We start from the raw sequence: 25,495 nt of genomic DNA on the forward strand, positions 1-25,495 counted from the left end.
AGAGACACGCGCCATGCGATCCGCATGTCGCCTGGCACAGGTGTAGGCCGCCTTTTGAACGAGAAGCGGGTATTAGTGAAATCTGGTGTGCTCACGCCTGGCCGCTTTCTGGGAAATCGAGCGGGCATCGGATCAGCCAATCGCTGATCGTGCCGAGCGCGATGCGGGTAAGAAGTCCCTTGCCCAGCGTTGGCAGTGCTTCGGCGAGCGAAGTCTCGATCCGGGCCATGCTTTCCTGCAGCTGCTGCACGGGAATGGTCGATGAAGCTCCGACGGCAATCAGCCGGGCTTCCTCGGCATCAATTGTTTCGAAGGCACGCTCCCACAAGACCGCATGGTTTTCGCGCAGCTGTTCAAGTGCGTTTTCGCGGTGCAGATGAGCTTTGACATACTGGTCACGCCTCGCAGCGATTTGACCTAGTGGAATGGCAGGGCCGAATGCACGTCCGAGTTTATCATCGATCCGTGCGCCAATTTCTGTGGCTGCGGCGGCATCCTTGACCTGCTCGTCGGTCGGGACGACCACATTGATCGGTGGCCCCAACGAAAGGCTTTTCAGAAGCTCGATTTCTGACTGAAAATCATGTTGTGAGTGGCAGAGGGCTTCGAAACTGCTGTCGAGGAATGCAAGGCCTTTGGCCTTCGCGGCTACGCCGTGGGCGCGCACGGCCGCCACGACGTCCTTATTGTCCAGGAACGGGCAAAGAAGGATCCACCGTCTCGCCTTGGTTCCGGCAAGGATCTTTTCGATCGTCGCCTTGTTCTTGTCGAGCTTCTTCAAATCGCGACTTGCTTTTGCCTTCATCGCGCTCGCCGCCTTGGCTACGTCCGAAGCTTCTTCAGGGGCGTAACACTGGTAGAGACAGCCGCATGTCGTGAAGAACTCGAGGCCCGCATCGCCCTTAACCCTGTCGGGAACGATCTGGACATTCTCGGCGCCATGGCGGCGCTGAACAAGCTGTAGCGCGAATTCTTGCCATTCAACGCCCTTCCATTCTCGGCGGTATGTCATCTGCCCCCCTTGCGTACACAGATCACTTAACCGGATCACCGCGTTCCGGAACCCTATATTTTGTAAATAGTGCGTAATTTAAAAAGAATGTTGCCTCGATCAGCGCCCGCTAACGAGCGGATCGGCCCTATATGGGCGTGGGAGTTCGGCGGCTGAGTGGCCAACTAGGGGCGGCTAGGATGGGCAGGCTCTGGAATGAAGCGGTCATTCCGAACCAGCTCGCTAGACGACGGTCTCTGACAGCAGCCGCAGATCGCGCACCAAGCCTTCGCTATTGGCGAAGTGACCAATCCCGGCCATTCACGGCCGCGGAAGCAGTCGTTCGTGCAAGTGCTGCTTGAAGCTCGGAACTTGGCCGTTGGTTGGCAATCCGCGCGACTGAAGCCGACGTCGAAACACTACTGCTGCAGTCGACATCGGTGGCGTTTGCTGAGCGGCAGGTCCAATGCGACGCGAAAATCTCGAACGTGTAATTCAGCCACCACAGCACGCACCGACGATCGCTATCCGGCCTCGCCCATCGTGCCAAGACTTCCGAGCGTCCCTTTCGGCTTGCGATCGTAGGTGGATCGGCCCTCGAGCATCTGCACGAAGGCCTCGTTGCGGTTGGAGGCGCGATCGACCAGACGGTCGAAGGCGACGACTTCAAGCATGAGGTTGAGCGACTGGAAATACCTGTATGCCATTTGCCCACCGTAGTTGGTGATGACGAAGTCCTCCATTCTGAGATAGCTCTGCAGATTGTCGTTCCAGTCCGCGATCACATACCCACGTACCATCGTATCCGGTGGAACGGCGATCTCACGTCCGGCCGAGGTCTTGATCCTGCCCTTGGTGCGGATGTCGGATATCTGGCGCTTCAGTTGATCGACCGGGTTATTGGTCGAACTGTCGCTTCCGGCCGAGTATCCTGTCTTCTGCGGCCGCTTCATCTCAACCACCATGAGCTCGTTCTGGTTGTTCACGAGCAGGTCGTGCGCGTACTCGCCCTTGGCCCTGTGGTTGCCGTCAGGCGTGCGATCGCTGGAGATGTACTGCGCGTAAGCCAGGTCGTCGTCGAGCAGCCACAGGTTGTGCGAACTGTAGTCTATCTCGTCGCTGTCCTTGTAGCGCGGATAGATCAGCGCATGCACCTTGTCCTCAGTGGCAAGACCTTCCTCCTGCTTCTTCAGGAGTTCGCGGAAAATCGTGATGACATGGTTGCGGTAGGCGACATAGACCGCCAGCGCCTCCTTTGCGTCCGCCGGGATCTGCGTCTTGACCAGATGCTCGAGCTGCTCGACGCTGGCGTTCTGGTCCAGCTTGGAGAAGTCGAACTTCTTGCGGAAGCGCTCTACGAACAGGTCCTGCGCCAGCTGCTCACGGGTCTCTGTTATGGACCGCTTCCGAACGAAGTCCTCGGGAGAGCGATCGCCCAGCCCGCGTCGCAGTAGCGGATCGACAGCGATTAGATGTTCGACGTCGGCGACCATCTTTGCACGACGCTCGCTGGTATAGGTGCTTTCGATCTCCAGAATATGCTGCTTCGCCAAGGCGACGAGATGGTCCCGGATCGACTTCTTCACGCCGTCGCGCATGACCTTGCCGTGCAGGTTCGTGATGCGGTCACGTGACTGAGACGACACGAAGAAGTCGCTCGATACGGCCACCAGATAGAAATAGCGGCGGGGCCCGTTCTCGCCCGCCTCGACGAAGGGCTTGTCGTTCACGCCCGACGATATATTCTCCAAATCGCTCGCAGCGCGGTTGTTGGCATAGAAGTACAGCCGGTGCTTCTTGGCCTGAGCCTCACCGACCTTGAAGTAGCTGAAGTCGAACCGCCGGCTCTTCTGGCCGATCTCCAGGTACTCGGTCCGGGATCCACCCACCGAAAGGGATTGATTGAAGTGATCGTATAGATTGAAGTGAGCCTCATCGACGACCAGAACCGTCTGCTTCGGAATCTTTCGCTGTATAAACTCGATCAGGAAATGGTCGAGCAGAGCGGCCGCGATCGCATCCTCCGCAGCCTCGCCCAGGTAGCGCTGGCTCGTGAGGTCGAAATAGTCCTCGCTCTCGTCGAGGGGCGACCGCATGAGCGCGGTCAGCCCGGATTCGAAGCGATGCTCCCGTGCCCCTTCGTCGGCGGCGATCTCGACCAGGTTGTCATCGGTCGCGAACGGCTTGTAGCGGTACGATCCGCCCGTAACGCCGCCCGACGCGTCGGTCTGACGGGAGGAGTAGAACACCTCCCTGAAAATTCTGAAGGCTATGAAGCGGCCGAAGCCCTTGCCGCCACGCTCGAACTTGTTGCCGGTCAGCGGCGTGAGGAAAGCGGTGAGGTTCTTGTCATCGAGCCCCACGCCGTTGTCGGCGATGACTATCTGGCGATCGTCGCTTGAGATCTCGATCTCGATGCGCCCATCCCGCTCGACGTCGGCGCCCCACCGCTCCTCAATGGAATGGAGGGAGTTGGACACGGCCTCGAACAGCGGGAAAAGGAAGCCATGCAGGCCTTCAGGGAGGGTGGCGCGCTTGACCTCGGAGGCCAGATCGATTGACTTGTGCTTCACTTACAACCCCACGGCGACTGGCGGGCGCCAGACGGAAGCAAAATGCACATCGCGTGCCGAGAGGGCAAGTCTATGCCTATATAGCCGACGGCGACCTACGACGGAGCCAGACCCAAGGGGATTGCAAGGCGGGCCGGGTGGAAATCGACAATGGTCGAGGATCGACTTGCTCGGATGCGCCTGACGAGACGAGGTAGAACAATGGTGCTGATCCCCTATATTAATGAAGAGGCCGCGCAAGCCGCCGCCATGCGTCCGGTCCGGATTGCTTCAGGACCGGTCAGCCCACGGATCGCATACCTTCTCGCATTGCCCGACGAGCGATCGGGCAAATCTGTATTCCAAGGTTTCGATCGCGCCCTGCTAAATCTATCGTGGGCGTTCGAGACTATGGTGGGGCTTCCGGCCACGATCTTTGAAGGCGCGGCGCCGCTGCCTCCCCTCATCGCAATGCGTGCCTGCGGAATGGCCGCCTGGAGACATCGCGTTATTCCGGCGAGCTGGATCAGGTTCGTTCCGATGGCCACCTCAGCTCCATTCACGGTGGTCTTTACCGCTGACCCGGCTGCAGCACAGGCGATATCGCGCCATTTCCAAAAACGCACCGACGCGCCGCTACACATCTCGACGGAAGACGTCCCGGGCGCGATCGCGCCAGATCATGCAGACATCGCGGCGCTGAAGAGGCACTTCATCGCATTCATCGACGCAAACCCGAACTTGGACCTAAAATCGGAGCGGCTCGTAATCTCGCGCTGGAAGCGGCGCCCCAGGCGGCGAAGCGCATTCGACTTCAAGGGCAACTACACATTGCTGCCGAACCACATGGCACTGCGGTCAACCGGCATCGAGCCCCGGAAGGAGGTTCACGACTGGTCCAGCGACGAACCGCAGGATTACATCGACGCCATCCTGGAGAGCGCACGCGCCGTCGACAAGGAACGCTCCCGTGGCCGCATTGACGATACGATACGACTTGTGCCTCCGCGTCCGGACACCTGGCTGATATCGCCGGCGCTTCTCCCCGACTTCAAGCGGAACATCGAGCTGGACGGGATGAGCCGGGACGATCGAAAGGCGGCCAAGGCGACGATTCGGATGTACGAACGCCAGCGCGACTTCGGGGTACGGCTCACCCGGGAGCAGCATGACCTGCTGATGGAATCCGAATCGGCCAAAGCTATGAAGGCGACGCGTAACGTCGAGACCAGGATGTTCGCAGCCGCCATTGGGCTGGCGACTGCCGGAACCATGGCGAGCGCCTACAGGCTGACGCCAGCGATCATGCAGGCGGCAGGTAGGGTTCGCGTCTTCGCCGAGAACGTCCGCGCCGAAGCCAACACTCCTGCGCCAAAGGTCGCCAAGCTGTTCGCCGACGTGCAGGATCAGCTCAGCGCGGGCGTTCCGCAGGAAATCACAGACCGAGTGGAGCGCTCGACGTGGGGCGTAAAGGCCGTCACCGACGCGCCGATTGAGTGGCTCCCGGTGCAGGGGCTGCCCCTCACATTGCTGCGCGACGTGTCGCGCATCCCGGCAACCCCCGGTGACCTGACCATCGAACTGCTGTCCCATCACGAGCCGATCCGGATCCCCGTGGAGGATTTTGCCGACGTGCTTGTCGTCAGTGCGTTCGAGGAAGGCGACAGCTTTGATCGCATCCGCGCGGCGCTGGATGTCACGGAAGCGAACTGGTCCGCGCGGGTAAGCATTAAGTTCGTCCGGGTCGGCACGCAGGCCGAGTTCGTCGCCGCCATCAATGACTTCGAAGGCCCGCTGATGATCTTCGACGGCCACGGCAAGCACGAGCGCAATGGACAGGGCAAGCTCCTGCTCGGCAAGGAAGAGGTGGACGTCTGGCAACTACCCTCCGCTGTCCGTGTCCCGCCGATTGTCATCCTGAGCGCGTGCGACACACACGCGGCGGACCGCCACTGGCCGAGCGTCAGCAACGCATTCCTGCGTCTGGGAGCTCGGACCGTCTTGGCCACGCTGCTGCCTGTCGGGGTGATGGAGGGCGCGGTGTTCATAGCGCGCTTGATCTTCAGACTGGCGAGTTTTCTGCCGATCGCCGCAGCGGCGAACGGCCGCATCACCCGGTGGAGCGAAGTGGTCGGAGGCATGCTCCGCATGCAGTTCGTCACCGATCTCCTGCGCCCACTCCTCTCTACCGGGATCATCGCCCAAGACCAGTACGACGCCATGCACGCGCAGGCATCCTTCCATGCCAACTACAGCGGAGCAAGCGCGATAGGGTATCTCGAGCAAGAACTTTCCGAGCTGGTTGACTTCACGAACCACCTGCGATCGACCATCGCCTCCTCCGATACGATCCGGTACGCACAGATGGGTAATCCAGAGACCATTCTGATCGGGTCCGTGGAGGATCTGCCCGCCGCCGTCAGAGCCAAGTTGCCGTTCCCAGCGAGCTTCATGGCGCCTGTCTGGCGTGAGGAACGAAACCTTGACATCGCGGCGGTCCGACGCGCTGAGGCGAACGTGCGTAGGCTGTTATCCCAATCCAGATCCGCCTAATCCGCAAACCAAGACGTCGGCGACCGCAGGGCGATGGGACACGCGATCCAGCGGGCTGCCCATGACATTTGCCCGCCCGTCCGCTGGCGTCAGACTCAACACGCCCGCTGACCGCTGTCATCACTGGTCTGAACAAAGAAGCGAGTAAACGTTCGCCGGAATGGACGCAAATGGCCACTCCAAGGCATCCTCAATGAGAAAAGCTGCCAGTCCGCACCTGGGAGCGAAAAGTTCCGTGCTGAACGACCGGGAAGGGTCGGCTTTCATAGGCACGCCATGGAACAAGCCCGGCGTTCCGGCCAGATTCCTACAGCGTCGGCTTTCGAAAGCGACCGGAACCGCTCAAGCCCCCATCGCCCGGGCTTGCCGAGACAGAGGCCTGGCACGGACAGCCCGAAAGACCCGACAAGGCCCGCCGACGTTGCCCAAGACGACGTCGTCAGGCTCGATACCTTTCGACCGCCCCGCGCTGGAAAAGCTCCGCCGGGCGCAGTGGGTTGCCGCCATACCCGGCGGCAGGCCCGATGAACTGGAACCGTCCCTCGCTGTCGATTTTTTTAGGTAGCGATAGGCCTGATGATGACGCTGCAAGACGGACATCGAACGATAGCTCTGCCTTTTGCCTGAACCGGGTCTACTGCTGCATGGCGACCAGCGCTCCGGCTGCAGTCAAGACCGTTCCTGCTCCGGGCGTGATGAGCGTGAAATTCGCCCCCACTTCCTGACCCTGAGGGCCGTAGAACCGGCCCGTCACACGGCCGCTGGCACCCGGCACGCCGGCGATGTCGGCGGCAAAGGCGTTGGACATGCCCGGAGCCCCAGGCATCCAGCTGTTGACGAAAGTGAAAGTGCCGAGGTCGGTCGCGACCTGCGTGCGCGTGTTGGTGGCTGTGGGTTGCATCGACCCGGTGAACGCGCTCCGGCCAAAGTCGAACTCGAACGCGGCAGAGCCATGCAGGGCGAACAGGTCGGCATTTCCACCGCTGCCGAGCGCGCTGCCATGGACCACGCCCTGATAGCTAGCCTGACCGCTGCGAGGCAGTTGCAGGAAGCCCGTTTCGAGGCCGAACACGAAGGCCTCGTTCATCGGCCGGCTGCCCGCGATGCGGACATCCCTGAGACCGAAGCCGGTATACGTGAGCGCGAGTTCGTCGTTGCCCCGGCCGGGGTTGTAGATACGATAGGTCTGCCCGGGTGTCGGCACGTAAGTTGTGAAGCGCGCATCCGACTGCGCTGCCACGCGGTTGCCATCGTTCAAGTCATAAAAGTATTTGTACGAACGAGGATCGGTAGCCGCCAACAATTCGGTCTGGCCGCCGCCGCCGAACGCGACATCGCCATAGTCGCCGGTGCCGACATTGGACGTAAAGACAATGCTCGTCGAATGGAGCTGTAGCGACACGGGAGTGACAAGATCAACGAGCGTTTCATACTCGGAGGCAACGTTGCCCGATCTGCCGAGCAGCACGCCGGAGATTATCTGGTCGCGCGAATTGGCACCATGGAACGTGGCGCCTACCTCTTGGGCTGCGGGACCGTAGAAGCGCCCCTCAAGGACAGCCGCGGCATCGTTGAAGCTGATCGAACCGGTCAGTACGTTTTCGCCGACGCCTAAACGACCATCCAGGGTGAAGGCCGACTGGCTTGGCACGTAGTACCCGTTCAGGCTCGGAATGCGCGATGTCTTGAGGCCGCTCCCTTTTAGCGTGGCCGATGCGAAGTCGATGTTCATGATACCACTGCCATCGAACCTGATGAGGGTTTGGTCTCCCGCCTCGATGCCGATGACGTCGAATGCGAAGCTGCCGGTTCCTGTCCCAGGAACGGCGCCGTTTGCCGTTCGCACACCATAAGTGAACACGTTCAGGCGATTGTTCTGGATGCCTTCTGCCGTGTCAGTGCGACGCTGAATGCCGCCCCCGACGTAGCGATAGGTGAGGATTCCGCTCTCGCCCGCTTTGGTGAGGGCCAGGCTGTCGGTGATGGTCCCTTGGGTCTTCACGTAGCGAGCCATCCGGGCATCATCGCTGACGGCTGCCCGGTCCGCCATCCCAAAGGTCTGCGATGCATGCGGCGCTGTGATCGTATAGCTGCCGTTGGCCGCATCATAGGCGATCGTCAACGTGGTGCGTCCCTTGGCCTCCGGGCTTGTGCCCGCACCGGGATACAGAGCCGAGACGGTGCCGGCATCCGTGCTGAAGACTTCGCTGATGCTGGGATTGATAAGCGATGAATTTCCGGCGGTGGGCGTTGGCTCCGGCGCGGGAGTAGGCGTGGGGGGCGGGGTCGGGGTTGGCGTGGGAGTCGGAGTTGGCACCGGAGTAGGCGTTGGAGACGGCGCCGGGGTCGGCGCGGGCGCGGGGCTTGGCGTGGGTGGGGGTGGGGGCGTGCTGTTGGTACTGCCGCCTCCGCCCCCGCAGGCCGCCAGTGCGAGGCTCAGCGCGGTCAGCGAAACGATCGCCGAATTGCGTGCGGTTGGAATTGAAGTCATGAGCCCTCCCCCTTTAGAATGCCGAAGTGACGCCGAACTCGGCGACGACGCGGCGATAGTCGTAGATCTCGATGGAGGAGCGGTTGCGCTCCCATTTGAGGCGCACCAGCGGCGCGAAGCTGCCAAGGTGCAGCGCCCGCAAGGTAGCAGCGATGCTGGCGCTGTAGCGGTCCTCGACCCGGCGGTTCGGGTAGAGGAACAGGCGCGCGTCCGATTCCAGGTGGCTGTAGGCCAGCGTGCCCACCAGCGTCGTGCGGCCCATTTCGCGAAACAAGTAGGCCGAGGTTCCGCCCATCGCCAGCGAGTACCCCGGATCGCGCGCCGCCTCGCGGAAGCCGAAAGCCTGCACGCCGCCGCCGAAGCGCGCACTGAAGGCGCGGTCGAAGTTCGCCGAAAGCGTGAAGTCGTCCGCCGTCTGCAGCGCGTTGCGTCGGTTGGTGACATGGGCGATGTTGCCGTCGAGCCGCACTTGCCCGCGCTTGCCCACCGGCCGCTGCCAGCTGACGCCGCCGCCGATCGTGGTGCTGAACAGATGCCCCCCGAACCATCGCCGCGCCGGGCCCGCCGAGACGGTCAGCTGGTTGCTGCCCCAGGTATATTGCGGCCCGGCCTGGATCGCGACGGTGACGTCGTTGAAGTCTTTCTCGCGGTAGAGCGTCGCGCCCGTGGAAGCGCGCACCAGCAGATCGGCGCCGGGCTCGATGCCGAGGCGAAAGTAGCCTTGGCCCTGAAGGGCAAGTCCCACGCCCGACTTCGCGCGGGCATCCTCGTCGAGCGAGAAGTCGCCGATCACGGTGCCCAAGGTGTCGGACCGCGTGGCCCGGTTGATGTTGCTGTCCGGCGCCAGCGCGACCTCGACGGAGCCGCCCAGCGGCTTTCGGGCGTTGAGCGCGCGCGAGTAGAAGTGCACCAGCTGCTCCACTGCGGAAGGCAGTCCGGCGGCTTGAGCCGCGCGCAGTTCCTTGCGGGCCGCCCCCATGTTGCCGAGCATCGCCTGCATTCGCGCCAGTTCGAGGCGCACACGCGCGGCGCCCGGCTTGTCGTCGAGGATGCGGCGGAATTCGAGCGCGGCATCGCCGTAGCGCCCGAGATCGTCGGCCAGCATCAGGCCAAGGCGAAAGCGCGCCTCGGTGCGCACCTCGAGGTCGACATCCTGCGTCAGTGCGCGATAGGCGACTTCGGCAGTGGGGAAATCGCGGCGATCACGCGCCCGCCCGGCCAGCGCGAACACTTGCGCGGCCGAGAGATGGTCAGGCGCGGAAACCGGCACGGTCAGGGCCCCCTGGACCTGCGCGCCCGCGCTGGTCGCGATGCCCGCCAGCATCGCCACGACCAGCAGTCGACGAATTGAAATGATACACCCCCGTTTGTACGCCTTGCTATCGTACTAAAACGGCTGTTGTCCAGATGGATCGCATGCCAGTCTTGTGCGTCGTTCGCTTTTAGCTCGGTCTTGCGTTGTCTAACGAACAGGCCCTGTGACAATCCCAGCAACCGAAGCCCTTCTGCGGAGCACAGCGCGGAGGAAAGACTGCTGAAGAGTAGGGGCTAAGGACATCTAGACTTTTTCATGACAGGGGAGGGTTGCGAGCTGCCGGAACCAGACCGTCTGCACCTGAGCATGGGGATTTGGCCCCTGAACGTCCACAAAGGGTCGGCTTCGAACGCCTTGACCAATAGATCTGCTATTGCGAATTGACATCAATCCGGATAACGCCCGTCGTGTTCGGCCGCTTCGGCAGCCGGGCTGATCGCGTCGGTGCCTTGAGAAAGGCTTAAAAGGGAACGCGGTGAGGATGGGCCGATACTCTCGGCTCGCCCGAATCCGAGGCTGTCCCTGCAACTGTGAGCGGCGAGCGCGATGTACATGTGCGGACGGGCAAGGCCCGCGCCGCCAGCCACTGGGCCGGACGCTAACTCCTGCGAGGCCTGGGAAGGCCGTGCATCAAGCTGTGACCCGCAAGCCAGGAGACCTGCCGAAGCATTGGTCGCTCTTGCCTGACCCAGGGGATGGTCTCGGCACGGTCAGTTTTCTCCGTCTGAGCGACGAGAATGCGGCGGGGGGCCGCATCGGTGTCGTGCGTCGGCCGCCTTTTGGGGTGTCCGGCTGCCGTGCGTGCCGACCGTTCGCGCGGACGCCTCCCGCCTGGTGCTGCTCGACGCCCCGGGGGGAATGACTTGAAACCGACGACCAAGGCCGGACTGCTTGCTGGCGCATTTGCGCTGATCCCGGTCCCCATGCTGGCACAAGCCGCCGAGTCCGAGAGCGCTGACGATCCGATCGTCGTCACGGGCAAGAGCGGCACCTACAACGCCACCCGCTCCACCAGTGCGACCCGCACCGACACGCCGCTCCTTGAAGTGCCGCAATCGGTGACGGCATTGACGCGGCAGGTAGTGGACGACCTTCAGGCCAACCGCGTCGAGGACGTGCTGGCTTATGCGGGCGGCATTACGCGGGGCAACAACTTCGGCGGCACCGGCCTGACCGACTACAATCTGCGCGGCTTCACCTCCTCAGAGTATTTCCGCAACGGTTTCCCGATGAACCGTGGCTATCCACCCGCCCCAGATTCGATCGCGGTGGAGCGCGTGGATGTCCTGCGTGGACCGGCGGCGCTACTCTATGGCCGCGGCGATCCGGGCGGCACCTTCAACATCGTCTCGCGCGCGCCTGCCGAGCGGACGGCGCAGACGGTCAGCGGGCGGATTGACAGCTTCGGCGGATGGCGCGGCACGGTGGACGCCACCGGCCCTGTCGATAGCGGCCAGACCGTGCGCTATCGCCTTGGCGCAGCGGTGGAAGGCGGCGACACTTTCCGCGACCATATCCAGTCCGACCGCATCGTCGTTGCCCCGGTGGTCGCCTGGGATGCGTCCTCCGATCTGACATTCACGCTTGGCGGCGAGTTCGTGCAGGTCAAGACCCCGCTCGATCGCGGAAATCCAGCTTTCCGTACCCAGATGGACATCGCTATCCCTTCCTCCCGGTTCTTCGGGGAGCCGTCGGTCGGCCGCTGGCGCGTACGCAATGGGCTCGGCAACATCGTCGCCGACTACAAGCTGGGCCGCGATTGGCAGCTGCGCGCGGGGATGCAGTACTACAACGGCGAGCTGGGCGGCCCTGGCATCCAGGCATCCAGCGTGCGGGCCGATGGCCGCACCCTGGTTCGCACCTACAGCGAACGGACGCTGCGATGGCGCGATCTCGATGCGCAGGTCAACCTGACCGGCAAATTCGCCACCGGCACGATCGAGCACGAAATGCTGCTGGGCGCCGAATTCGAGGCGTTTCACTATACCGAGGTGATCCGCAATTCGAGCCCGACGCTCTCGCCCTTCACGATCGACATCTTCGCCCCGGTCTACGGATCGGCCATTCCGCCGCTCAACGGCAGCTTCACCAGCATCCGCACGCAGACGCGCACCTTCGCCGGGTATGCGCAAGATCAGCTATCGCTGCTGCCTTGGCTGAAAGTGCTGGTCGGCGGGCGGCTTGAACGCTTCGAAAGCGACAACCTCAACCTGCGCAACGGCGTGACTTCCGCCTTCAAGCAGACGGTCTTCACCCCGCGTCTGGGCACGGTCTTCGTGCTCAACCGGCAGGTATCGCTCTACGGCAGCTATGCGCGCTCCAACAAACCGAACACGGCGGCCGATGCGAACGGCAACGTGCTCGATCCCGAGCGGGGCACCAGCTACGAGGCGGGCGTGAAGCTCGAACTGCTGGACGGCAGGCTGAGCGCGACGGCGGCGCTGTTCCACACCACCAAGCAGAATGTCGCCACGACCGACCCGGACAACCTCGATTACAGCATCGCTGCAGGCGAAGTGCGCAGCCGGGGCATCGACATCTCCGTCACTGGCAACATCACGCGCGCCTGGCGCGTGGTGGGCGGTTATGCCTTCGCCGATTCCGAGGTGACGAAGGACAACCGCCTGCCGCTCGGGCAGCGGCTTCCCAACACGCCGCGCCATTCGGCCAGCCTGCTCAATGTCTACGAGTTTCAGGACGGCGCCCTCAAGGGTCTGGGTGCCGGTGCGGGCGTCACCTATCTGGGCGGACGCATAGCCGGCACGGCGGCCACCGCGCCATACATCCGGCCCTACGCCACGGTGAACCTGCTCGCGTACTACCCGCTGGCCGAAAACGTGAAGCTGCAGGTCAACGTCAACAACCTGTTCGACAAAAAGTACGCCGAGCGCGGCTTCGGCAGCAATCTGTATCCGGGCGCGCCCTTGAGTGCGGTCGCCAGCATCACGGTCGGCCTGTGATGCGCCTCTTCGATCAAAACCAAGCAAGGATGTGCACGATGAAAACCGCGTTGAATGCGACGATCCTCACCTCGCTCCTCACGCTCTGTGCCGTGCCCGCGCAGGCCCATGGCATCTACCTGACCGAACGCTCGAAGCAGATCGTGCTCGTCTACGGCGAAGGGGCTGACGACATGGACATGGTGAAGCGCGAGCCGCTGATCGACACCGTCGCCGCCTATGATGCTGCGGGCGCGCCGATCAAGGCATCCCACCGGGTCTCGGGCCTCGCCATGCTCGTCGAGACCGAAGCCAAGCCCGCATTCGTCGCTGCCATTCTGCAGAACGGTGTGTGGTCGCGCATGAAGGGTGGCAAGTACGAGAAGAAGGGCCTCGACGAGATGCCCGGCGCCGAAATCTCGACCAACAACGTCAAGTATGCGGTCCGCATCCAGGGCGAACTTATGGGTAGGGTGCCGGCCCTATCCGGACAGGCGCTGCAGATCATGCCGGTCGGCCCGATCCCGAAGCTGCTGGGGCAGAAGCTGAAGTACAAGGTTCTCTTCCAGGGGCAGCCGGTGGCCGGGGCCCGCCTCATCGCCGACTTCGTGAACGACCCGGACGCGAAGGAAGTTGTGACCGGGGCGGACGGCACGGTCATGCTCGTAGTGCGCAACCAGGGCCTCAATGTCGTTCATGCCGTCTACAACGGGCCGAGCGACAACCCGACCAGGTACCGCAACGTCGAACTTACGGCGACGCTGAGTTTCACGCTGGAGCACAAGCCGGAGTAGCGTTGGCTTCGCCTTTGCGCCGAAACAGCGGTAAGGCGAGCCAGCAGGAAGAGAGTTGTGGTTGTCCATCGGAAGAGTTACTCCGCTCATGCACGGCCAGAGGGCGGAGCAAGCCGTGCATCTTCGGCTAGCATCTCTGAGGGGTGAATGGTGAAAAGCAGTAGGTCACACCCTTTTTGAAACGCCCACATCTTTGCGATCCTTACGCCACCCGGGACCTTCCTAACGGCGGTCCTAAGCGCTCAAAATGCGAAAGCGGACCAACCGCTCCTGGGGACGCGAAATTTGCTTCTGAATGGCAAGGATGGGTCGAGGGCGGCAAAGGCTTCTACGCGCCCATCCTGGCTGTTCAATTGGGAAAATGGCGCGCCCATTAGCCGACATTCTGCTGAGGACCGGGCTGGGACGAAGCCGTCGTTCCCAAGTAGTCTTTCTAATGGCGCGTTTTGTCGTCCGCGGGCGTACCGACCTTGCACGCCTGTCATCGTCGGCGTTTGGTGTTGCCAGGAAAAAGACTGGCGAGGAGCTAGCGCCATACTCGAGAAAGTCGCCAGTCCGGAGCGCTGGAAATCAATCTTCGCGCTCTTCGCGCCTGATCGGAAACACCAGCAACGTTGAGGTTGCAGAGGCGCATAACCTGCCCTGCGCATCGACCAGTCGCGCCTCGGAGAAGCCCACACGGCGTCCCAGCGATACCAGCTTTCCTTCTGCGCGAACCGGGCCGCTCGATTCGGTGAGCGCGCGGTAATAGGCGACCTTGAGTTCCAGCGTCGTGTAGCCCTGTCCGGCCGGGAGGCTAGAATGCACGGCACAGCCACAGGCGCTGTCGAGCAAGGTAGCGGCATAGCCGCCGTGGACCGAGCCGATCGGATTGAACACTTTGCGTGACGGCGATCCTTCGAAGACCACGCGCCCGCGCTCCAGTTCGACCAACCGGAATTCCAGTGTCTCGCCGATTGGCGGTTGACGGTTGGCCGCCATCAGCGCGGCCAGCTGATCATGGCCGTCGAGGTCGGTGAGATCCTGCGTCACGTTCATGCCGATGTTCCTGGTTCTGTGGGCTTCTCGGAAAGCCAGGCGCGCGTCTCGGCAAGCAGCTCGTCCGAAAGTGCCTGATCGTCAACCGCACGCGCCAACACCACTGCACCGACCATCGCCGACCATCGACCAATCGCGTCGCGGCGGCGTTCGGCATGATCGCCGCCGGGGAGCGCCGCCGCAAAATGTTCAATTTGCGCTTCCAGTCCCACTGCCATCGCACCACGCGCTGCAGACGCTTGTTGCCGCATCAGCCCAGCAAGGCTTGCGGTCGGGCACCCCTGTTCGGGATGATCGCGGTGTAGGGTCGAGAGATAGGCATCCGTCCATGTCTCCAGATCCGCCATGCCGCTGCGTTCGCCCGTCATCGCCGCGGCGACCGTCGCCGCGATCAAATCATCCTTCGAGGCGAAGTGGCTGTAGAAGCCGCCATGCGTCTGCCCGGCAGCCTTCATCACATCCGCTACAGTAACGGCTGCGAAGCCGTGCTCGCGGAACAAGCGGCTGGCCTCACGCAGGATGCGCGCGCGATTTTCCACCATCTGCTCACGACTGACCCTCATCGAAAAATCTCCACGATCCCCATTGACACTTTCATGATGGCCATCACATTTATGGAAACGCGATGATCATCATGAATATAGTGATTTTCTGGAAAAAGGGCAATGCGATGAACAAACCTGCAGTTCTTATCACCGGCGCTTCGACCGGGATCGGCGCCACATATGCCGATCGGTTTGCCCGGCGCGGCCACGATCTGGTGTTGGTTGCGCGCGACGCCGCCCGCATGGAGGCGCTGGCGACCGGCCTGCGCGCACAGAACGGCGTGTCGATCGACATCCTGCCTGCCGACCTGACCCGCGCTGACGAGATCGCGGCGGTGGAGGCGCGGCTGCGCGATGACGATCGGATCGGCATCCTCCTCAACAACGCAGGTGCTGGTCTGAACGGCAGCTTCGTCGATCAGTCCACGGACGCGATCACACAGCTGATCGCGCTCAACGCGACATCTGTGACGCGCCTCACCAGTGCAGTGGCCCCCCGTCTGGCCGTGCGCGGGGATGGCGCGATCATCAACATCGGTTCAGTCGTGGGACTGGCGCCGGAATTGGGTATGTCGGTTTACGGGGCAACCAAGGCGTTCGTTCTGTTCCTGTCGCAGGGACTGGCGTTGGAGCTTGGACCAAAGGGCGTGTATGTTCAGGCGGTACTTCCTGCCGCGACCCGTACGGAATTGTGGGGGCGTGCCGGAGCCGACGAGGCGAACCTGCCGCCGATGATGGACGTGCACGCTTTGGTCGATGCGGCGCTGGTCGGCTTCGACAAGCGCGAGGGCGTCACCATCCCGCCTTTGCATGATGACAGGTTGTGGGATGCATTCGATGGCGCCCGCAAGGCGATGCTCCCCGGCTTCGGCACGACGCAGCCCGCATCGCGCTACGTCGCCTGAACTTTCACCATATCGATACGAAGGGACGACCGCTTATGACCGGAACCACACTTTTCTCGACCTATGACCTCGGCGGCATCGCGCTCGCCAACCGCATCGTGATGGCCCCGCTGACCCGCAATCGCGCAGGCGCAGGCGCAGGCTTGGTGCCAAGCGAATTTGCCGCTGAGTACTATGCCCAGCGCGGCAGCGCCGGGCTGATCATCACCGAGGCGACGCAGGTGTCAGCGCAGGCGCAGGGCTATCAGGACACCCCCGGGCTCTATACGCCCGAACAGATCGCCGGCTGGCGCAAGGTGACCGATGCCGTCCATGCCAAGGGCGGCCGCATCTTCGTGCAGCTGTGGCATGTCGGACGGATCAGCCATGTCGATCTCCATGGCGGCGAAGCGCCCGTAGCCCCCTCGGCTATCCGGGCGGAGACCAAGACGTTCGTGAACAATGGCTTTGCCGATGTGTCCGAGCCGCGCGCGCTGGAACTCGATGAGCTCCCCGGTATCGTCGATAGCTTCCGTCAGGCTGCCGCCAATGCGATCGCGGCCGGGTTCGACGGCGTGGAGGTTCATGGCGCCAACGGCTACTTGCTCGACCAGTTCGCCAAGGACGGCGCCAACCAGCGCAGCGACAGCTATGGCGGCTCGGTCGAGAACCGGGCCCGGTTGATGCTCGAGGTCGTAGCGGCGGTGGCCGGAGAGATCGGCGCAAACCGCACCGGTATCCGCCTGTCTCCCGTGTCGCCCGCTAACGGTATCTCGTCCAGCGATCCGCAGGCGCAATTCGACTATATTGTCGCCCAGTTGGATAAGCTGGACATTGCCTATATCCATGTCGTCGAAGGCGCGACCGGTGGCCCGCGCGACGTCGCTCCGTTCGATTTCGCAGCACTGCGCAAAACGTTCCGCAACACCTACATTGCCAACAACGGCTTCGATCATGCGCTGGCCGAGGCGCATCTGGCGAAGGGCGAAGCTGACGTGATCGCTTTCGGGCGGCCTTTCATCGCCAATCCCGACCTGGTCGAACGCCTGAAGTCCGGCGCTGCGCTGGCCGATATCGATCCCGCCATCCTCTACGGCGGCGGCGCAAAGGGGTACACCGATTACCCAGTAGCAAACGCCGATACGGCGGCGTGATCGACCACAAGGGGAAGATGCCATGAAGGCCTATATTCTGGACCGCTACGGCAAGGGGCAGCCCCTTCGCCTTGGCGATCTGCCTGATCCGGTGCCCGGCTCCGACGAGGTGTTGGTCGAAATCCAGGCGACCGGGCTCAACCAGCTCGACAGCAAGATTCGCGACGGCGCGTTCAAGCCGATCCTGCCGTACAAGCCGCCTTTCGTACTGGGCCATGATCTGGCTGGGGTTGTCCTGTCGGTGGGCTCCGCCGTGCGGCGCTTCAAATCGGGCGACGCCGTCTATGCCCGTCCTCGCGATGGTAAGATCGGCACTTTTGCCGAACGCATCACAGTCAACGAGGCCGATCTGGCCCACAAGCCAGCCACCCTTTCGATGGAAGAGGCGGCCTCGCTGCCGCTGGTCGCGCTCACCGTCTGGCAGGTGCTGGTTGAACGGGCGCGCCTGAAGGCCGGGCAGAAGATCCTGATCCATGCAGGATCGGGTGGCGTCGGAACGATTGCGATCCAGCTTGCCAAACATCTTGGCGCCACCGTCGCGACCACCACCAGCGCGGCCAATGCCGAGCTGGTGCGCAGCCTCGGGGCGGACGTGGTGATCGATTACAAGACGCAGGACTTCTCGGCGATGCTGTCTGGCTACGACGTCGTGATCAACAGTCTCGATGCCAAAACGCTGGAGGCTTCGCTCAAGGTGTTGAAGCCCGGCGGCCAGCTAATCTCGATTTCAGGGCCGCCCGACCCGGCCTTTGCTCGGGCGCAGGGACTGAACGGCGTGCTTCGTCTCGTTCTGCGCGTGATGAGCGCAGGTATTCGCCGAAAAGCCAGGCGTGTGGGTGTCGATTATTCGTTCTTGTTCATGCGCGCCGATGGCGCGCAACTCGGCGAGATCGCAAAATTGATCGAGGATGGGGCAATGCGTCCGGTGGTCGATCGTACTTTTCCGTTCGGGAAGTTGAATGACGCCATGACTTATGTCGACAGAGGCCACGCTAAGGGGAAGGTCGTCGTCAGTCTGCAGGGCACCGCCGGATCATGACACAGCGCCGGGATGACTGGGACACCGTGCAGACCCGCCATGTCGAGGCAGCAGGAACACGCTTTGCCTATCGCCGCCTCGGACCGAAAGCGGGCGTGCCGGTGGTAATGCTCAACCACTGGGGTGCGAACCTCGACAATTTCGATCCACCCATCGTCACGGGACTAGCTGCTGACAGGCCCGTCTATGCCATAAATTATCGCGGGATTGGCGCATCTGGTGGCGAACCGCCGCTGACCGTTGCGACGATGGCGGCGGACATGATCGCGGCGATCCGCGCACTCGGACTCGAGCAGGTCGATCTGATTGGCTTTTCCCTCGGCGGCTTCGTCGCACAGCAGATCCTGCTGAATACGCCTGATCTGGTACGGCGGGCGATATTGGCAGGCACCGGGCCGGCCGGCGGCGTCGGCGTCGAAAAGGTCGGTTCGATATCCTGGCCGTTGATCCTCAAAGGCCTTCTGACCTTCCATGATCCCAAGATTTATCTGTTCTTCACGGCGAGTAGACAGAGCCGCAGCGCTGCCAAGGCCTTTTTGAAGCGTTTGAGGATGCGCGAGGTGGACCGCGACAAGACAGTCGGGCTCGGCGCGTTCGGACGGCAGCTCAAGGCGATCAAGGCGTGGGGGCTGCAGGCGCAGCAACCGTTGGAAACGATCCGTCAGCCGGTTCTCGTTGCCAATGGGGATCACGACATCATGGTCCCGACCGAAAATTCGCGCGACCTCGCGCAGCGCATCGCCGGCGCCGAGCTGGTCCTATACCCCGACGCCGGACACGGCGGCATCTTCCAATATCATGAAGCTTTTCTCGAAAAGGCCAGGGCCTTCCTCGCCGCCTTAGCGGTCGACATGGAGACACGAACATGGACTACGTGACGTTCGGCCACACCGGTCTTCAAGTTTCGAACCTTGCACTTGGCACCGGCAATTTCGGCACCGGCTGGGGCTATGGCGCCGATGCCGACGCCGCGCGAGCTATCTTCAACGTTTATGTTGAGGCTGGTGGCAATTTCATCGACACCGCCGATGTCTATCAGTTCGGCCAGTCCGAGGAGATCGTCGGCGACCTGTTGAAGGGCCGCCGCGAGGATTTCGTGCTGGCGACCAAGTTTGCCAACGGCGCCGTACCTGCGCCGAATCGCCTCGTCACGGGCAACAGCCGCAAGGCGATGGTCGCCTCGGTAGAAGCTAGCCTCAAGCGCCTCAAGACCGACCGGATCGACCTCTACTGGGTTCACCATCCGGACACCGCCACACCGTCGGAAGAGATCGTGCGCGGCCTCGACGATCTCGCCCGCGCCGGCAAGATCCTCTATGCCGGGCTCTCCAATTTCCCCGCGTGGCGAATGGCGCATGCTGCTACGATCGCCGCGCTTACAAACGCGGTGCCGATTGCGGCTGCCCAGTTCGAGCACAGTCTTGTGCACCGCGATCCGGAGACCGACCTGTTCCCGGCATGCCGCGCGCTCGGCATCGCTCCCGTCACCTGGTCGCCGCTTGGCGGCGGCATGCTGACCGGCAAGTATCGCAAGGGCGAGACCGGCCGGAAGGAAGGCTTTGGCGGCCGCGTCTTCCAGGCGGAAGATAGCGCAATTCGTACTGCAACGGTCGATTCTGTGCTGGCAATTGCGCAGGAACTCGACACCAGCCCGGACCGCATCGCTATCGCTTGGGCCATGGGGCATGGCGCCGTTCCGCTCATCGGACCGCGCACACTTGAGCAGGCGCGGAGCAACCTTGGTGCCGCCGCATTATCACTCTCGTCGGAACATCTCAGTAGGCTCGATTTTGCAAGCACGATCCCGGCAGGGGCGAAAGTCTGATCAATCCCAAAGGGCGAGCGCCTCATCCGTCCGCCAACTGGCATAGCGCCGTGCCAAAACATGGCGCAGATAAGGATCTAAGCCGGAGGTAACAGCTGCACCGGTAGCTTATGTCTGGGTCGGCAGCTGCCCAACGCAGCGCCCAAGTCGGTCGCTGCGTGTCTGATTTGACGCGCCAAGGAGCGGACCAACCAAATTTCCGTTGCCTTCTAGGTTGTCCAGCAGCGGGGAGGGGTGAAGAGCGGAATGGCCGTTTCCGGTCAGGTGGATGGCGATAGCGCCATTCAGGGCTTGGCCGCTCGAAGCGGTACAACCCGCTTTCCGGCAATATCACCTACTCAGCGGCACGCGTTCCCGTCAGCAGGACCAGCAGGACATGATCAACCAGGTCGATCAACCGCTCGCGCGTAACAGGCTCCCCGGCCGGTCCGCCGTAATGGGCCAGCAATGCAACGACGGTATCACGCATAAGATCGAGTTCGACACTCGAGAGAGGCTTGTATCCCTCCCGGAGGGCACGGGCCGCGAAGCCTTCCAGTTCCTCACGCACGAAGGCGCCAAAGCGGTCGGAGACGGTCCGATATAAGTCCGGGTGCGACCGTGCCATCTCATATGTCGCGGTCACTATTTCCGAATTGCCATCGCAACTGCCAGCTTGCTCTACGAGCGCAAGCAGATCGTCGCGCATCGATGTGCCGGGGTAGCGCGGGGTCTTCATAGGGCTCAGGGTGGCAACGGCATCGGCCACGAGGTCTGCCTTCGCGGTCCAACGCCTATATAGCGTCGCCTTCGAAACGCCGGCCCGCTCTGCCACGTCCGTCATTGTCAGACCGTGATACCCATTGGAACTGAGAAGATCGAGCGCCGCATTGATGATGAGGTCGTCACGGCTGCTGTCCTGTGCGCGACCGCGCTGCGCTGGGGGCAAGCGATGTTCGTGGCTGCGAGGTTGATCGTTCATGACAACCATGTAGCAAACCCCAAAACGAAAATCAATCGTATCGAAACTCTTGCGTTTCGTATTTCGCAGCCCCATTCTTGGATCATCAGGGCGACAGCGCACCCCGCGCTGTCCCTCAGGAAAGGCTCAAGATGTTAAACTCCGATACCCACTCGATCCTCGTGGCCGGCGCCACCGGAAAGCAGGGCGGCGCTGTCGCCCGCGCGTTGCTGCAGGCAGGACGCTCCGTCCGTGGTCTGGTTCGAGATCCAGCTTCGGCCGCTGCGCAGGCGCTTGCGGCGCAGGGCGTTGAGATCGTGAAAGGCGATTATCACGATTCCGCTAGCCTTGATGCGGCGATGGAGGGGGCATGGGGGGCGTTCTCCGTACAGATGGGATCGCACCCCGGCGACCCTGATACCGAGGTAGTAACAGGCAAGGCGTTCCTTGACGCGGCCAAGCGCGCCGGCGTTGCTATGGTCGTCCACACCTCTGTCGCGCGCGCGGGCGATCAGCACAACTTCGTTGGCTGGGACGAGGGGCGCTGGGAGCCGCTATACTGGAACAACAAATCGGCCGTGAACGACATGGTCAAATCGCTAGGCTTCCGCCACTGGACGATCCTCAAGCCAGCCATGATCATGGAAGACCTCGTGCCGCCAACGGCAGATTTTCAGTATCCCTCGCTGCGCGAGCGCGGTCAGTTCGAGACCGGGATCGAAACGGAATCACACGTCGACTGGATTGCAGCCGACGATATCGGAGCATTCGCGGCGGCTGCCTTCGCTGATCCGGAGCGCTTCCACGGCCATGAGATCGATCTCGCTGCTGAGACCCTCACTATGCCCGACCTCGCGGCAAAGATCGCCGCTGGAACGGGGAAGTCCGTTTCAGCCGTGACTGTGTCTAAAGAAGAGGCGCTGAAAAAGCCGATGGGTGAGTTGGTTTACCAGCGTGAGACATGGGACAACGTCGAGGGCTACAAAGTCGACCTTGATACCGTTCGCCGTTGGGGCTTGCCGCTGACGACCCTCGACGACTTCATCGCGCAAAACCGAGACAAGTTCGCCATCGGCTAGAGCGGTTTCCATTCATTCCGGTTCATAGCCGCATGATTTGAAGTAGTTTGCACATTCGTCGGGCTTGAAGATATCGACGAGCCTGCCGATCAGGTCCCACAGGCCGCTGACGGTGCGCTCTCCTGCCTTGCGGAGCATGGCCTTGAGCCGGGAGAAGGCCTTTTCGATTGGATTGAAGTCCGGGCTGTATGGCGGGAGGAAGCGCAGGGTCGCGCCGGCAGCTTCGATCCTTTCCTTCACGGCGGCCCGTTTGTGGCTCGAGAGGTTGTCCATGATGACCACGTCGCCGGGACGCAGTTCGGGCACCAGCACCTGGGCGACATAGGCTTCGAACCAGTCGCCGTTGATCGGCCCGTCCAGCACCATCGGCGCGACCATGCCATCCATGCGCAGGCCCGCGACCAGCGTGGTGGTCTTGCGGTGGCCGTGCGGGAAGCCCATCCGCAGCCGCTCGCCCTTCCGGCAGCGGCCATGGCTGCGGGTCATGTTGGTGGCGGTCCACGTCTCGTCGATGAAGACGAGGCGTTCGGGTTCGAGGTCGATCTGGCCGTCGAACCAATGCTGCCGTTGCCTCAGGACGTCGGGACGGTCCTGCTCGATCGCGTGACCGGTCTTTTTTTGCGCGTGATCCCGTGACGCACGAAGAAGCGGTGCACCGTGCCGATACCGACCAGGGCCCCACGCTCGATCAGCCGCGCCTGAACCTCGACCAAGGTCATGTCGCCCTGCTCGGCGATCAGTTCCCGAATGAAGCCGCCGTGCGCTTCGATCTTACCTGAATGCCGGTCACCGCCGCGCGGCTTGGCAACGGCCCGGCCATGCTCCAACGCAAGCCGTCGCCAGCGGATCGCGCTCGACACGCTGACCCCGAAGCGGGCCGCTGCCGCATGGCAACTCAGCCCACCATCAATCGCTGCGACAACTCGGTCCCGAAGATCCTGTGATAGCGTTCGTGCCATCCATGCTGGCCTCCTGCCACCAGCAGGAAGGCTGAATCACAACGGCGCCGCGAAGGGAATCCCTGACGAGTCAGATCGTGTGGAAACCGCTCTAATCGCTCGCACGTCTGCATTCCACAGCCTGGCACGTCCTATTGAAAGGGCGAGACGTGCCAGGCTGAATGCCTGAGATGAGGGCGTGTGTTGCTTGCCAGCTTCGCGCCCATTCAAGCCGTTCGACAGCGATTTTGCCGCGCCCGGAAGCGGACAATCAGTTACGGCTAGGTCTGCGATAATTCTGCCGTTTCGAAGTTTTCCATCAATGACAGGTTCTGCCGACACACGCCATTCCAGAAATACGGATGTTGGGCGGCAGCCACAGTGCCAGCTACCTGATCAGATCGCGCGCCCAAAATCGCCGGAGCCGGTGGGACGGATCGTTACTCCTTTGCCCAGTAAAGGCGCATCGGGTTCTCCACGAGAAGGCGACGCTGCAGGTCCTCCCTCGGTGCAATCCGCGGAATGATGTTCACCAGCGCGCCGTCATCCGGCATATGGCCCTTCATATTGGGGTGGGGCCAGTCGGTGCCCCACAGGACGCGGTCAGGGAACATCTCGACCAGCTTGCGGGCAAAAGGCACCACGTCGTCATAGGTTGAAGGGCCAGATAGCGAGAGACGTTCCGGGCAGCTCACCTTGGTCCAGAAGTTCTCGTGCTCGCTCATCAAGCGAATAAACTGACCGAATGCAGGGCCATCCACGGGCTTCGACACATCTGGTCGCCCCATATGGTCGACCACCACCGTTACCGGCAGGCTGGTGAAGAAGTCCCAGCGCTCCGCAAGGTCGGCCGCCTCGAAATAAATCACTACGTGCCAGCCAAGCGGCGCGATGCGGTCGATGATCGCCCGATAGTAGGCGTCGGGCTTGGGGTCGACCAAACGCCGCACGAAGTTGAAGCGGACCCCGCGCACGCCGGCAGCGTCAAGCTCGGCGAGTTCCTCGTCGCTGACGGTGTCGCGCACCGTCGCCACCCCGCGGGCGCGACCTGCCGCTGCGTGCAAGGCGTCAACCAGGGCGCGGTTGTCGGCGCCGTGACAGGTCGCCTGCACGATCACGTTTCGATCAAAACCGAGGTGATCGCGAAGAGCAAACAGTTGCTCCTTGCTGGCGTCGCACGGCGTGTATTTGCGTTCTGGCGCATACGGGAAAACATCACCCGGGCCGAACACGTGGCAGTGCGCATCGACGGCGCCCTCGGGCGGCGTATAGCGTGGCGTGCTCGGGGCGGGATCCCAGCTCAACCAGTCCGCGTCCATCTGAAAGTCAGCCATCAGAGCCCCCGTGCGCCCAGTTGCGCATCGAGGCGCGGATAGACCCGGCGCGCATTCAGCTCGAACACCTTGCGCTTGTCCTCGTCACTAATCGTCAAGGCATCGACGTAGCGTTTGGTGTCGTCGAAGTACTGCCCGGTTTCGGGGTCGATCCCTCGCACCGCGCCCACCATTTCTGAGCCAAACAGGATGTTGTCCACGTCGATTACCTCGAACAACAGGTCGATCCCGGGTTGATGGTAGACGCAGGTATCGAAGTACACGTTCTTCATCACATGTTCGGCCAGCGGCGGTCGCTTCAGCATATCGGCAAGGCCGCGATAGCGCCCCCAGTGATAGGGCACGGCGCCGCCGCCGTGCGGGATGATGAACCGCAGTGTCGGGAAATCCCGGAACAGGTCACCTTCGATGAACTGCATGAACGCGATGGTATCTGCAGCGAGGTAATATCCACCGGTCGCGTGCATCGCCGAATTGCAGGACCCTGAAACGTGGATCATCGCGGGCACGTCCAGTTCCACCATCTTTTCGAAGAACGGGTACCAGGCGCGGTCATAGAGCGGCGGGGCGGAAAAGCTGCCCCCCGAGGGGTCTGGATTGAGGTTGCAGCCGACAAAGCCCAGGTCGCCGACGCAACGCTCCAACTCGTCGATCGACTGCGCGATGGAAAGGTCGCGCGTCTGGGGCAGCTGACATACGCCGATGAAGGCCTCTGGGTAGAGGTCCACGACCCGCTTGATCAGGTCGTTGGACCGCTGCGCCCAGATGCGATTGGTCGCGGCGTCACCGAAATGCGGGGCCATCGCCGATGCTCGCGGGCTGAAGATCGTCATGTCGGCGCCGCGCTCGCGCAGGAGGCGCAACTGGTTGGCCTCGATCGTCTCGCGGATCTGATCGTCCGAGATCGGTGGATAAGCCAGATCCACGTCGCCGCCCGCCTTGAACGCAGCCTTCTGGGCCTCGCGCCATTCTGTGTGCGTTGCAGGAGCCGTCGTGTAGTGCCCGTGGCAGTCGATAATCATGATGCGTGTTTTCCGTCGGATGCAAGAATGGCGGCGGCCTTGCCGGCAAGGCCGCCTGGAAG

General features: G+C 62.5%; 19 protein-coding genes and 1 riboswitch. Of the genes, 9 read left to right on the plus strand and 10 right to left on the minus strand.

Features of this window, described 5'->3' with window-relative positions; all coding sequences use genetic code 11:
* Positions 1 to 91: 91 nt before the first annotated feature.
* Entirely contained in the window at positions 92 to 1,012 is a 921-nt protein-coding gene (locus ACYPYD_RS02430) for a hypothetical protein (RefSeq protein WP_459661933.1), read from the minus strand.
* A gap of 503 nt (positions 1,013 to 1,515) precedes the next feature.
* Entirely contained in the window at positions 1,516 to 3,564 is a 2,049-nt protein-coding gene (locus ACYPYD_RS02435) for an ATP-binding protein (protein WP_459661934.1), read from the minus strand.
* Between the two features lie 201 nt (positions 3,565 to 3,765).
* On the opposite strand from ACYPYD_RS02435, the gene ACYPYD_RS02440 reads away from it, so the two are divergent.
* Positions 3,766 to 6,096 (plus strand): CHAT domain-containing protein, encoded by a 2,331-nt coding sequence (locus tag ACYPYD_RS02440; protein ID WP_459661935.1) that lies wholly within the window; start codon positions 3,766 to 3,768, stop codon positions 6,094 to 6,096.
* A 634-nt stretch (positions 6,097 to 6,730) separates the two neighbouring features.
* On the opposite strand, the gene ACYPYD_RS02445 is transcribed toward ACYPYD_RS02440, so the two are convergent.
* Both ACYPYD_RS02445 and ACYPYD_RS02450 read right to left on the minus strand, forming a co-directional pair.
* Positions 6,731 to 8,218, minus strand: coding sequence for a HupA family protein (locus ACYPYD_RS02445; RefSeq protein ID WP_459661936.1), 1,488 nt, complete (start codon positions 8,216 to 8,218; stop codon positions 6,731 to 6,733).
* 382 nt (positions 8,219 to 8,600) lie between these two features.
* Positions 8,601 to 9,911: a surface lipoprotein assembly modifier gene (locus tag ACYPYD_RS02450; protein WP_459661937.1), complete on the minus strand. Its 1,311-nt coding sequence runs from the start codon at positions 9,909 to 9,911 to the stop codon at positions 8,601 to 8,603.
* A 416-nt stretch (positions 9,912 to 10,327) separates the two neighbouring features.
* Positions 10,328 to 10,582, plus strand: a riboswitch (cobalamin riboswitch).
* Positions 10,583 to 10,825: 243 nt separating this feature from the next.
* Here ACYPYD_RS02450 and ACYPYD_RS02455 point away from each other — a divergent pair.
* Positions 10,826 to 12,862, plus strand: a complete 2,037-nt coding sequence (locus ACYPYD_RS02455; RefSeq protein ID WP_459661938.1) for a TonB-dependent siderophore receptor — start codon at positions 10,826 to 10,828, stop codon at positions 12,860 to 12,862.
* A gap of 38 nt (positions 12,863 to 12,900) precedes the next feature.
* Entirely contained in the window at positions 12,901 to 13,635 is a 735-nt protein-coding gene (locus ACYPYD_RS02460; RefSeq protein WP_459661939.1) for a DUF4198 domain-containing protein, read from the plus strand.
* Positions 13,636 to 14,205: 570 nt separating this feature from the next.
* Here ACYPYD_RS02460 and ACYPYD_RS02465 read toward each other — a convergent pair.
* Together ACYPYD_RS02465 and ACYPYD_RS02470 are read right to left on the minus strand one after the other, a co-directional pair.
* Positions 14,206 to 14,673 carry a PaaI family thioesterase gene (locus ACYPYD_RS02465; RefSeq protein ID WP_459661940.1) on the minus strand — a complete coding sequence of 156 codons (468 nt, stop codon included), beginning with the start codon at positions 14,671 to 14,673 and terminating at the stop codon, positions 14,206 to 14,208.
* Positions 14,670 to 15,236, minus strand: coding sequence for a TetR/AcrR family transcriptional regulator (locus ACYPYD_RS02470; RefSeq protein ID WP_459661941.1), 567 nt, complete (start codon positions 15,234 to 15,236; stop codon positions 14,670 to 14,672). Before ACYPYD_RS02470 ends, ACYPYD_RS02465 begins: the two co-directional genes overlap by 4 nt.
* 107 nt (positions 15,237 to 15,343) lie before the next feature.
* Here ACYPYD_RS02470 and ACYPYD_RS02475 point away from each other — a divergent pair, with 107 nt between their 5' ends.
* From ACYPYD_RS02475 to ACYPYD_RS02495, 5 genes are read left to right on the plus strand one after another with little or no spacing between them, the layout of a single operon-like run.
* Complete coding sequence (locus ACYPYD_RS02475) at positions 15,344 to 16,123, plus strand: SDR family NAD(P)-dependent oxidoreductase (RefSeq protein WP_459661942.1); 780 nt, start codon at positions 15,344 to 15,346, stop codon at positions 16,121 to 16,123.
* Positions 16,124 to 16,158: 35 nt separating this feature from the next.
* Positions 16,159 to 17,256 (plus strand): alkene reductase, encoded by a 1,098-nt coding sequence (locus ACYPYD_RS02480; protein ID WP_459661943.1) that lies wholly within the window; start codon positions 16,159 to 16,161, stop codon positions 17,254 to 17,256.
* Between the two features lie 22 nt (positions 17,257 to 17,278).
* On the plus strand, positions 17,279 to 18,295 hold the full coding sequence (locus ACYPYD_RS02485) for an NADP-dependent oxidoreductase (protein WP_459661944.1): 1,017 nt from the start codon (positions 17,279 to 17,281) through the stop codon (positions 18,293 to 18,295).
* Positions 18,292 to 19,173 (plus strand): alpha/beta fold hydrolase, encoded by an 882-nt coding sequence (locus tag ACYPYD_RS02490; RefSeq protein WP_459661945.1) that lies wholly within the window; start codon positions 18,292 to 18,294, stop codon positions 19,171 to 19,173. The genes ACYPYD_RS02485 and ACYPYD_RS02490 overlap by 4 nt, the downstream gene beginning before the upstream one ends.
* Positions 19,161 to 20,120: an aldo/keto reductase gene (locus ACYPYD_RS02495; protein ID WP_459661946.1), complete on the plus strand. Its 960-nt coding sequence runs from the start codon at positions 19,161 to 19,163 to the stop codon at positions 20,118 to 20,120. Before ACYPYD_RS02490 ends, ACYPYD_RS02495 begins: the two co-directional genes overlap by 13 nt.
* A gap of 334 nt (positions 20,121 to 20,454) precedes the next feature.
* Here the strand turns inward: ACYPYD_RS02495 and ACYPYD_RS02500 are convergent, their stop codons facing one another.
* A complete protein-coding gene (locus ACYPYD_RS02500) occupies positions 20,455 to 21,156 on the minus strand; it encodes a TetR/AcrR family transcriptional regulator (protein ID WP_459661947.1) in 702 nt (233 codons plus the stop codon).
* A gap of 56 nt (positions 21,157 to 21,212) precedes the next feature.
* Between ACYPYD_RS02500 and ACYPYD_RS02505 the strand changes: the two genes are divergently transcribed.
* Entirely contained in the window at positions 21,213 to 22,139 is a 927-nt protein-coding gene (locus ACYPYD_RS02505) for an NmrA family NAD(P)-binding protein (RefSeq protein ID WP_459661948.1), read from the plus strand.
* A gap of 12 nt (positions 22,140 to 22,151) precedes the next feature.
* On the opposite strand, the gene ACYPYD_RS02510 is transcribed toward ACYPYD_RS02505, so the two are convergent.
* The 3 genes from ACYPYD_RS02510 to ACYPYD_RS02520 all read right to left on the minus strand — a co-directional run bounded on the left by ACYPYD_RS02510 (position 22,152) and on the right by ACYPYD_RS02520 (position 25,433).
* Positions 22,152 to 23,098 (minus strand): IS630 family transposase gene (locus ACYPYD_RS02510; RefSeq protein ID WP_156106025.1). Its coding sequence is split into 2 segments (ribosomal slippage): positions 22,152 to 22,762 and positions 22,762 to 23,098, totalling 948 coding nucleotides; the frame shifts between segments, so codons are not numbered across the junction.
* A 419-nt stretch (positions 23,099 to 23,517) separates the two neighbouring features.
* Complete coding sequence (locus ACYPYD_RS02515; protein ID WP_459661949.1) at positions 23,518 to 24,411, minus strand: amidohydrolase family protein; 894 nt, start codon at positions 24,409 to 24,411, stop codon at positions 23,518 to 23,520.
* Positions 24,411 to 25,433 carry an amidohydrolase family protein gene (locus ACYPYD_RS02520; protein ID WP_459661950.1) on the minus strand — a complete coding sequence of 341 codons (1,023 nt, stop codon included), beginning with the start codon at positions 25,431 to 25,433 and terminating at the stop codon, positions 24,411 to 24,413. Before ACYPYD_RS02520 ends, ACYPYD_RS02515 begins: the two co-directional genes overlap by 1 nt.
* Positions 25,434 to 25,495: the final 62 nt, after the last annotated feature.

The organism is Novosphingobium sp. 11B (assembly GCF_054589055.1).

Bases quoted from the DNA above. Each gene is read 5' to 3' on its own strand.
- ACYPYD_RS02460 (WP_459661939.1), top strand. From the start codon at position 12,901: ATGAAAACCGCGTTGAATGCGACGATCCTCACCTCGCTCCTCACGCTC.
- ACYPYD_RS02495 (WP_459661946.1), top strand. From the start codon at position 19,161: ATGGACTACGTGACGTTCGGCCACACCGGTCTTCAAGTTTCGAACCTT.
- ACYPYD_RS02515 (WP_459661949.1), bottom strand. From the start codon at position 24,411: ATGGCTGACTTTCAGATGGACGCGGACTGGTTGAGCTGGGATCCCGCC.
- ACYPYD_RS02500 (WP_459661947.1), bottom strand. From the start codon at position 21,156: ATGGGGCTGCGAAATACGAAACGCAAGAGTTTCGATACGATTGATTTT.
- ACYPYD_RS02520 (WP_459661950.1), bottom strand. From the start codon at position 25,433: ATGATTATCGACTGCCACGGGCACTACACGACGGCTCCTGCAACGCAC.
- ACYPYD_RS02440 (WP_459661935.1), top strand. From the start codon at position 3,766: ATGGTGCTGATCCCCTATATTAATGAAGAGGCCGCGCAAGCCGCCGCC.
- ACYPYD_RS02450 (WP_459661937.1), bottom strand. From the start codon at position 9,911: ATGCTGGCGGGCATCGCGACCAGCGCGGGCGCGCAGGTCCAGGGGGCC.
- ACYPYD_RS02455 (WP_459661938.1), top strand. From the start codon at position 10,826: ATGCTGGCACAAGCCGCCGAGTCCGAGAGCGCTGACGATCCGATCGTC.
- ACYPYD_RS02480 (WP_459661943.1), top strand. From the start codon at position 16,159: ATGACCGGAACCACACTTTTCTCGACCTATGACCTCGGCGGCATCGCG.
- ACYPYD_RS02505 (WP_459661948.1), top strand. From the start codon at position 21,213: ATGTTAAACTCCGATACCCACTCGATCCTCGTGGCCGGCGCCACCGGA.
- ACYPYD_RS02470 (WP_459661941.1), bottom strand. From the start codon at position 15,236: ATGAGGGTCAGTCGTGAGCAGATGGTGGAAAATCGCGCGCGCATCCTG.
- ACYPYD_RS02490 (WP_459661945.1), top strand. From the start codon at position 18,292: ATGACACAGCGCCGGGATGACTGGGACACCGTGCAGACCCGCCATGTC.
- ACYPYD_RS02430 (WP_459661933.1), bottom strand. From the start codon at position 1,012: ATGACATACCGCCGAGAATGGAAGGGCGTTGAATGGCAAGAATTCGCG.
- ACYPYD_RS02485 (WP_459661944.1), top strand. From the start codon at position 17,279: ATGAAGGCCTATATTCTGGACCGCTACGGCAAGGGGCAGCCCCTTCGC.
- ACYPYD_RS02465 (WP_459661940.1), bottom strand. From the start codon at position 14,673: ATGAACGTGACGCAGGATCTCACCGACCTCGACGGCCATGATCAGCTG.
- ACYPYD_RS02475 (WP_459661942.1), top strand. From the start codon at position 15,344: ATGAACAAACCTGCAGTTCTTATCACCGGCGCTTCGACCGGGATCGGC.